Genomic DNA, 6561 nt, shown 5'->3' on the forward strand with positions numbered 1-6561 from the left:
TGGGTGATCTGCCGCGACAGGCTTTCGGCCATGTCGTTGAACGACACCGCCAGCCTGGCCATGTCGTCCTCGCCGCGTACCGGCATCCGCTCGGTGAGGTGTCCTTCGGCGAACCGCTCGGCGATCCGCGACGCCGACCGCACCGGAAGCACGATCTGACGCGCGACCAGCAGCGCGATCGCGGCCAGCAGGCCGAGCAGCACCACGCCTCCGGTCAGCATCGTGCCGCGTACCAGGGCGATCGTGCTCTCCTCGCTGTTGAGCGGGAAGATCAGGTACAGCTGGGCGGGGACAGGTCCCGTCGTCGGGCTGCCGATGACCAACGCGGGGCCGGAAAAGCCGCCGGCGTGCACGGTGGCGTATTGATAACTGACCTGCCCGGCCTTGACGAAGTCGCGCAACGATCCCGGGATCTGATCCGCCGGTCCCGCCGACGTAGCCGCGCGCGGACCGTCACCGGGCACCACGAGCACCGCGTCGAAGGTGCCGGCCAGCCCGCCTCCCGCCGTGGGGTCGGTCTTGCGGTCGGTGAGTGTGTTGCGGGCCAGCTGCAGGCTGCTGTCGAGCGAGCGGGTTTCCTCGCCGCCGATGATGCCGCTGACCGTGGTGCGGGCCCGCTCGATCTCCTCCGTGGCGGCACGCACTTTGGCCTCGAGCACCCGATCGGTGATCTGACTGGTCAACACGAAACCGAGAACCATGATCACGACCAGCGACAGCCCCAGCGTCAGGGCCACCACCCGCAACTGCAGCGACCGGCGCCAGAGGAGACCCATGGCTCGACTCAACGCACTCAACCCGCGCAGCACAGGAGCAGAACGCCGGTGAATGCGCCGCCTCGAGCCCCAGATCACGGAGGTCCGGCCTTGTATCCCACTCCTCGAACAGTCAACACCACCTGCGGGTTCTCCGGGTCTTTCTCAACCTTGGCCCGTAGCCGCTGGACATGCACGTTCACCAAACGGGTGTCGGCGGGGTGCCTGTACCCCCACACCTGTTCGAGCAGCACATCACGAGTAAACACCTGCCGTGGTTTCCGCGCCAACGCCACTAGCAGGTCGAATTCCAGCGGTGTCAGCGAAATCTGCTCGCCCTGGCGGGTGACCTTGTGAGCCGGCACGTCGATGTCGACATCGGCGATCGACAGCATCTCGGCCGGCTCGTCGTCGTTGCGACGCAGCCGGGCGCGCACCCGGGCGACCAACTCCTTCGGCTTGAACGGCTTCATCACGTAGTCGTCGGCGCCCGACTCCAGGCCCAAGACGACGTCGACGGTGTCCGTCTTCGCGGTGAGCATCACGATCGGCACCCCGGAGTCGGCGCGCAGCACGCGGCACACGTCGATGCCGTTCATGCCGGGCAGCATCAAGTCCAGCAGCACCAGATCCGGGCGCAGCTCGCGGACCGCGGTGAGCGCCTGCGTGCCGTCGCCGATGACCGCGGTGTCAAAGCCTTCCCCGCGCAGCACGATGGTGAGCATCTCGGCCAGCGACGCGTCGTCGTCTACGACCAGAATCCTTTGCCTCATGGTGTCCATGGTGTCACCAGATCGCGACAAAACTGAGCTACCACACGGGCGAGTTGCGGCTTCTTGACCTCGCTAGCGGCCGAACGACCCCGCGAGCGCCGCCGCGTCGACGTCCGCGGCGACGACCCGCCATGGCCCGCCGAAGTCCGCGGCCGCCAAACCGGCGTACACGTGCCCCGTGCGCCGCTGCAGATCGTCGTCGCGCTCGTACGCGTCACGGGGGCGGGCGGACTCGGCGTGCTCGCGGTGGCGGGCCCGGTCGGCAGCCAGCTCCGCGGGCACATCGAGCAGCACTTGCCAGTCGGGCGCGGGCAATCGCAGTCGGTCGTATTCCAGGTGGCGCACCCACTCGGCGGCCTCACCTGAGGCGTCCTGGTGCAGTCGCGCGGCGCTGTAGGCGGCGTTCGACGCGACGTACCGGTCGAGGATCAAGACGTCGTAGGCCAGCAGAAGGTGACCGATCTCGTCGCGTGCACCGGCACGGTCGAGTGCGAACAGCACGGCCATCGCGTAGACCGACGATGCCAGGTCGCCGTGCTGCCCGTGCAGCGCCTCAGCGGCCAGGTCGGCAGCCACCGAATGCCCGTAGCGCGGGAAGGACAGGGCGGCCACCGATTTGCCATGGGCCTCGAGTCCGGTCCGCAGGCCCTGGCACAGGGTGCGCTTGCCCGCGCCGTCGACCCCCTCGATCGCGATCAGCAGGCCGTGCACCGCAGCAGCCTAACCGCTTGACTGGTCCCGCTAGCGGCGCTCGATTATCTGCGTGCCTGCATCGGCGATCGGCGTCTGGCCGGGCGGCGGTCTGCCGACCGGCCGCCGCGCCGCGTCTGAAATGCGCACCAGAAGGGCGAGCAGCACGTAGTTGGCGAGCAGCGAGGAGCCGCCGTAGGACATCCACGGCGTGGTGAGCCCCGTCTGCGGAATGAGCTTGGTGACGCCGCCGACGACGAGGAAGACCTGGATCGCCAATGTGCACGCCAGCCCGGCGCTCAGCAGCTTGCCGAAGCTGTCGCGCACCACGATCGCGGTGCGCAGCCCGCGCATGATCAGGATGGTGTACAGCATCAGGAGCGCGGCCAGCCCGACGAGACCCAACTCCTCTCCGAACGCGGCCATGATGAAATCGGACGAGGCGACGGGAACGGTGCCGGGTTGGCCGTTGCCCAGGCCGGTGCCGAAGACTCCGCCCGTGGCGAAGCTGAACATCGATTGCACCATCTGGTATCCGGCACCGTCGGGGTCCGCGAACGGGTCGATCCAGTTGCGGACCCGGACCCGCACATGGCCGAACAGGTGATACGCCACGACGCTGGCAGCCGCGAACAGCAATAACCCGATGCCGACCCAGCCGAGCCTCGCCGTTGCGATGTACACCATCGCAAGAAATGACGCGAACACCAAAAGCGCTGCGCCCAAGTCGGTTTCGAAAACCATCACCGCAACCGAGATCGCCAGCGCGGCCAGCAGCGGCGCGAGATCCCGGGGCCGCGGCAGGTTCATGCCCAGGAAATGGGTGCCGGCGGTGGTGAACATCTCGCGCTTCGCCACCAGGACCGCCGCGACGAAGACGAGCAGCAGGATCTTGGCCATCTCTGCCGGCTCGATCGAGAAGCCGGGCAGCCGGATCCAGATTTTGGCGCCGTTCTGCTCGGACAGCGACCGCGGCAGCACGGCGGGTATCGCCAGCAGAATCAGCCCGGCCGCACCGCAGACGTAGCCGTAACGAGCCAACGGCCGATGGTCCCTGACGAACACCACCACAAGGCAGAACGCGGCGACGCCGGCCAGCGTCCACAGCATCTGCTGGTAGGCGCTGGGCCCACGCGCACCGGCTGAGCTCAGGCCGGCGTCGCCCAGATCGAGACGGTAGATCATCACGAGGCCCAGGCCGTTGAGCAGCGCCACAACCGGCAGAAGGACCGGGTCCGCCGAACTCGCGAAGCGCCTGATCACCACGTGCGCGCAGGCGAAGAGCGCCAGATATGCCGCGGCGAAGACCCACGCGTCGGTTCCCAGTCGCTGTTGCTGGTTGGCCGCCACGATCATCAACGCCAGCGTGGTGATCAGCGTGGCAAAACCCAGCAGCAGCAGTTCGGACGCGCGACGGTGGGTGTGCAAGTATCAAACAATTGCATAATATTTTGACTGAAGGCAATGAGATGACGCTGCCACTGCTGGGTCCGCTTACGCTGTCCGGCTTCGCCAGTGCCTGGTTCTTCCTGTTTTTGCTGGCGATCGCGGCACTGGTGGCCGGGTATCTGGTGGTCCAGTTCGCCCGCCACAAGCGCGTGATGCGGTTCGCCAACATGGAGTTGCTGGAGCAGGTGGCGCCCGCGAGCCGCAACCGGCGCTGGCGCCACGTTCCGGTCGCGCTGCTTGTCGCCGCGCTCGCCCTGCTCACGACGGCGATGGCCGGGCCGACGCATGATGTGCGCATTCCGCGCAATCGCGCCGTGGTGATGCTGGTGATCGACGTGTCGGAGTCCATGGTGGCCACCGATGTGGCACCGAACCGCTTGGAGGCCGCCAAGGAGGCCGGAAAGCAGTTCGCGGACGAGCTCACGCCGGGCATCAGTCTCGGGCTGGTCGAATTCGCCGCACAGGCGACGTTGCTGATAGCGCCGACCACAGACCGGGACGCCGTCAAGCGCGCGATCGACACGCTGCAGGCGGCCCCGCGGACCGCGACCGGCGAGGGCATCTACACGGCGTTGCAGGCGATCGCGACCGTGGGCTCGGTGATGGGCGGCGGGGACGGGCCGCCCCCGGCGCGTATCGTGCTGGAGTCGGACGGCAAGGAGACGGTCCCGTCGGATCCCGGCGATCCCGGCGGCGCATTCCCGGCGGCACAGGCGGCCAAGGACCAGCACGTGGCGATATCGACGATTGCGTTCGGCACACCCGATGGCGTCATCGACTACCAGGGCGAACAGCTGCCGGTTCCGGTGGACGACGAGACTCTGAGAAAGATCACCGAGATCACCGGGGGCCTGGCGTTTCACGCGGGCAGCCTCGATGAGCTCAAGAACGTCTATTCCGCACTACAGCAGGACATCGGCTACCAAACCATCCGCGGCGACGCCAGCGAGGGCTGGATCCGGTTGGGCGCGGTCGCGCTCGCTGCCTCGATCTTGGCCGCGGTCCTGATCAACCGCAGGCTGCCGAGCTGAGCCTTCAGACCGGCAGGCGTCGGTTGATCAGCAGCGCCAACACCGCGGCGACCGCGGCGGTGAGCACCCCCAGCCGCAGCCAGCCGGCGCTGGCGGGTGCCTGGACGGTCTGGTATCCGACCTGTTCTTGGATCGCGGCGTAGCTGCGGTTGAGTTGGTCGACGTCGCTGGCAGTGTAAGTTTGTCCGCCGGACAGCTGGGCGATCGTGACCATTTCGTTGGGATCGACCGGCACGGGCAAGCGTTGGTCGTTGAGTTCGACATAGCCCGCCTTGGTACCGAACGCGATGGTCGAGATCGGCACGCCGTGGTCTTTCGCGGCGCGCGCGGCGGTGAAGGCCCCGCGGGGGTTGTTGGGGTTACCGGGCTTGTTCTCGCCGCCATCCGAAAGCAACACGATGCGCGCGGGCGGCGGGGTCTCGGTGCCGCTCATCACCGACCCCGCGGTGGTGATGGCGTCGAGCGCGGTGAAGAGCGCCTCGCCCGTCGCCGTGCTGTTGTCCGGGCGCAGATTCTGCAGACCGGCCAGGGTGGCCTCGTGCTGCGGAGTCGGGGGTACCAGTAGGTTCGCGGTGCCGGCGAACGAAACGAGGCCGAGGTTGATGCCCGGTGTCAGCCGCTTCGTGAACTCCTCGGCCGCCTGCCGCGCCGCGTCCAGTCGAGTCGGCGGAACGTCGGTGGAGCGCATCGACTGCGACACATCGATGACGAGCATGATGACGGCGCGGTTGCGCGGAATGTGCATGTCACGTGTCGGTCCGGCCAGCGCGACGATCAACAGCACCAGACTGGCGAGCGCCACACCGATGGGCAGGTGCCGCAACGGGCGCGGTCGGCGCGGAACCACCGAGTCCAGGAGATCCGGCTCGGTGAACCGGCGCACGCGGCGCCGCTGGCGCATCTGCGCGACCAGGTAGACCGACAGCAGCCCGATCGGCACGACCACCAGCACCGCCAGCCAGGGATGCTCAAACCCTGAAAGCGGCAGCGGACCTACACCGGGCAGCGTCATCGTCCCAAAATACTCAAACAGTTGTTGAAGGGTACGAACCAGCGAAAGGTTGGAGCACGTGTTCGAGCGTGCCATGGTGGACAACGTGGAAAAGCCGCCCGGCGGTGCGCGCCCGAAGGTGTGGCTGATCGCCGCATGCAGATTCGTCGCCGGTGCGCCGCTGACCTATGGGTGGCTCATCGTGCTGCTGTACACGACGATCCTTCAGCATGAACTCACCCGGCGGCAGCTGCACACGGTGTTGGTTCACCGCTCCACGAACCTGCACCACCTCGCCTCGGATCCGCTGTATGTCCTGTTCTCGAGCTTGCTGTGGGTCGACGGCCGCTACTGGCTTCCTTATCTGTTCCTGTTCACCGCGTTCCTCGCGCCCGCCGAGCGATGGCTCGGCCACCTGCGCTGGGCCGTGGTGGGGCTGACCTGTCACGTCGGCGCGACGTACATCAGCGAAGGATTGCTCTACCTGGAGATCCAGTATCACTGGCTACCCGAGAAGCTGGTCAACGCCCGCGACGTCGGGGTGAGCTATTTCCTGGTCGGCATTACGGCGCTGCTGGCCTATCGCATCGCAAAGCCGTGGCGATGGGTCTACCTGGGCGGGCTGATCCTGTTGTTCGTCGGTGCGGGGGCAATCAAACCCGGGTTCACGGCGATCGGGCATCTCGCGGCGATAGGCATCGGCCTGTGCTTCTACCCGGTGGCCCGCGCGCGCGGCCCCGAGTGGAACCCGGCTTGGTTGTGGGCCCGGCTCCGCAAACCCGCTGTGCACCCCGGTGAGGCGGCCGCGACCTGACGCGCTGTCAGTAGCGGTAGTGGTCGGCCTTGTACGGGCCCTCGACGTCGACCCCGAT

Annotated in this window: 7 protein-coding genes; 2 read left to right on the top strand and 5 right to left on the bottom strand. The window is 67.4% G+C overall.

The window, feature by feature from the left end; translation table 11 throughout:
- From VKG81_RS14375 to VKG81_RS14390, 4 genes are all read right to left on the bottom strand, one after another.
- The coding region (locus VKG81_RS14375) for a HAMP domain-containing protein (RefSeq protein ID WP_324397003.1) at positions 1-854 on the bottom strand (854 nt) is incomplete at its 3' end.
- A complete protein-coding gene (gene mtrA / locus VKG81_RS14380) occupies positions 851-1537 on the bottom strand; it encodes a two-component system response regulator MtrA (protein WP_324397005.1) in 687 nt (228 codons plus the stop codon). The genes mtrA and VKG81_RS14375, both read right to left, overlap by 4 nt.
- Before the next feature lie 63 nt (positions 1538-1600).
- Entirely contained in the window at positions 1601-2230 is a 630-nt protein-coding gene (locus VKG81_RS14385) for a dTMP kinase (RefSeq protein WP_324397013.1), read from the bottom strand.
- 39 nt (positions 2231-2269) lie between these two features.
- Positions 2270-3646: an FtsW/RodA/SpoVE family cell cycle protein gene (locus VKG81_RS14390; protein WP_324397007.1), complete on the bottom strand. Its 1377-nt coding sequence runs from the start codon at positions 3644-3646 to the stop codon at positions 2270-2272.
- A 41-nt stretch (positions 3647-3687) separates the two neighbouring features.
- On the opposite strand from VKG81_RS14390, the gene VKG81_RS14395 reads away from it, so the two are divergent.
- Positions 3688-4698 carry a VWA domain-containing protein gene (locus VKG81_RS14395; RefSeq protein WP_324397009.1) on the top strand — a complete coding sequence of 337 codons (1011 nt, stop codon included), beginning with the start codon at positions 3688-3690 and terminating at the stop codon, positions 4696-4698.
- Positions 4699-4702: 4 nt separating this feature from the next.
- On the opposite strand, the gene VKG81_RS14400 is transcribed toward VKG81_RS14395, so the two are convergent.
- Complete coding sequence (locus VKG81_RS14400) at positions 4703-5710, bottom strand: VWA domain-containing protein (RefSeq protein ID WP_324397011.1); 1008 nt, start codon at positions 5708-5710, stop codon at positions 4703-4705.
- 73 nt (positions 5711-5783) lie between these two features.
- Here VKG81_RS14400 and VKG81_RS14405 point away from each other — a divergent pair, with 73 nt between their 5' ends.
- Entirely contained in the window at positions 5784-6503 is a 720-nt protein-coding gene (locus VKG81_RS14405) for a rhomboid-like protein (RefSeq protein ID WP_324397015.1), read from the top strand.
- Positions 6504-6561: the final 58 nt, after the last annotated feature.

This window comes from Mycobacterium sp. (genome assembly GCF_035314905.1).
In the GTDB taxonomy this organism is placed as follows: Bacteria; Actinomycetota; Actinomycetes; order Mycobacteriales; family Mycobacteriaceae; genus Mycobacterium.

Bases quoted from the DNA above. Each gene is read 5' to 3' on its own strand.
- VKG81_RS14405 (WP_324397015.1), top strand. From the start codon at position 5,784: ATGGTGGACAACGTGGAAAAGCCGCCCGGCGGTGCGCGCCCGAAGGTG.
- VKG81_RS14395 (WP_324397009.1), top strand. From the start codon at position 3,688: ATGACGCTGCCACTGCTGGGTCCGCTTACGCTGTCCGGCTTCGCCAGT.
- mtrA (WP_324397005.1), bottom strand. From the start codon at position 1,537: ATGGACACCATGAGGCAAAGGATTCTGGTCGTAGACGACGACGCGTCG.
- VKG81_RS14400 (WP_324397011.1), bottom strand. From the start codon at position 5,710: ATGACGCTGCCCGGTGTAGGTCCGCTGCCGCTTTCAGGGTTTGAGCAT.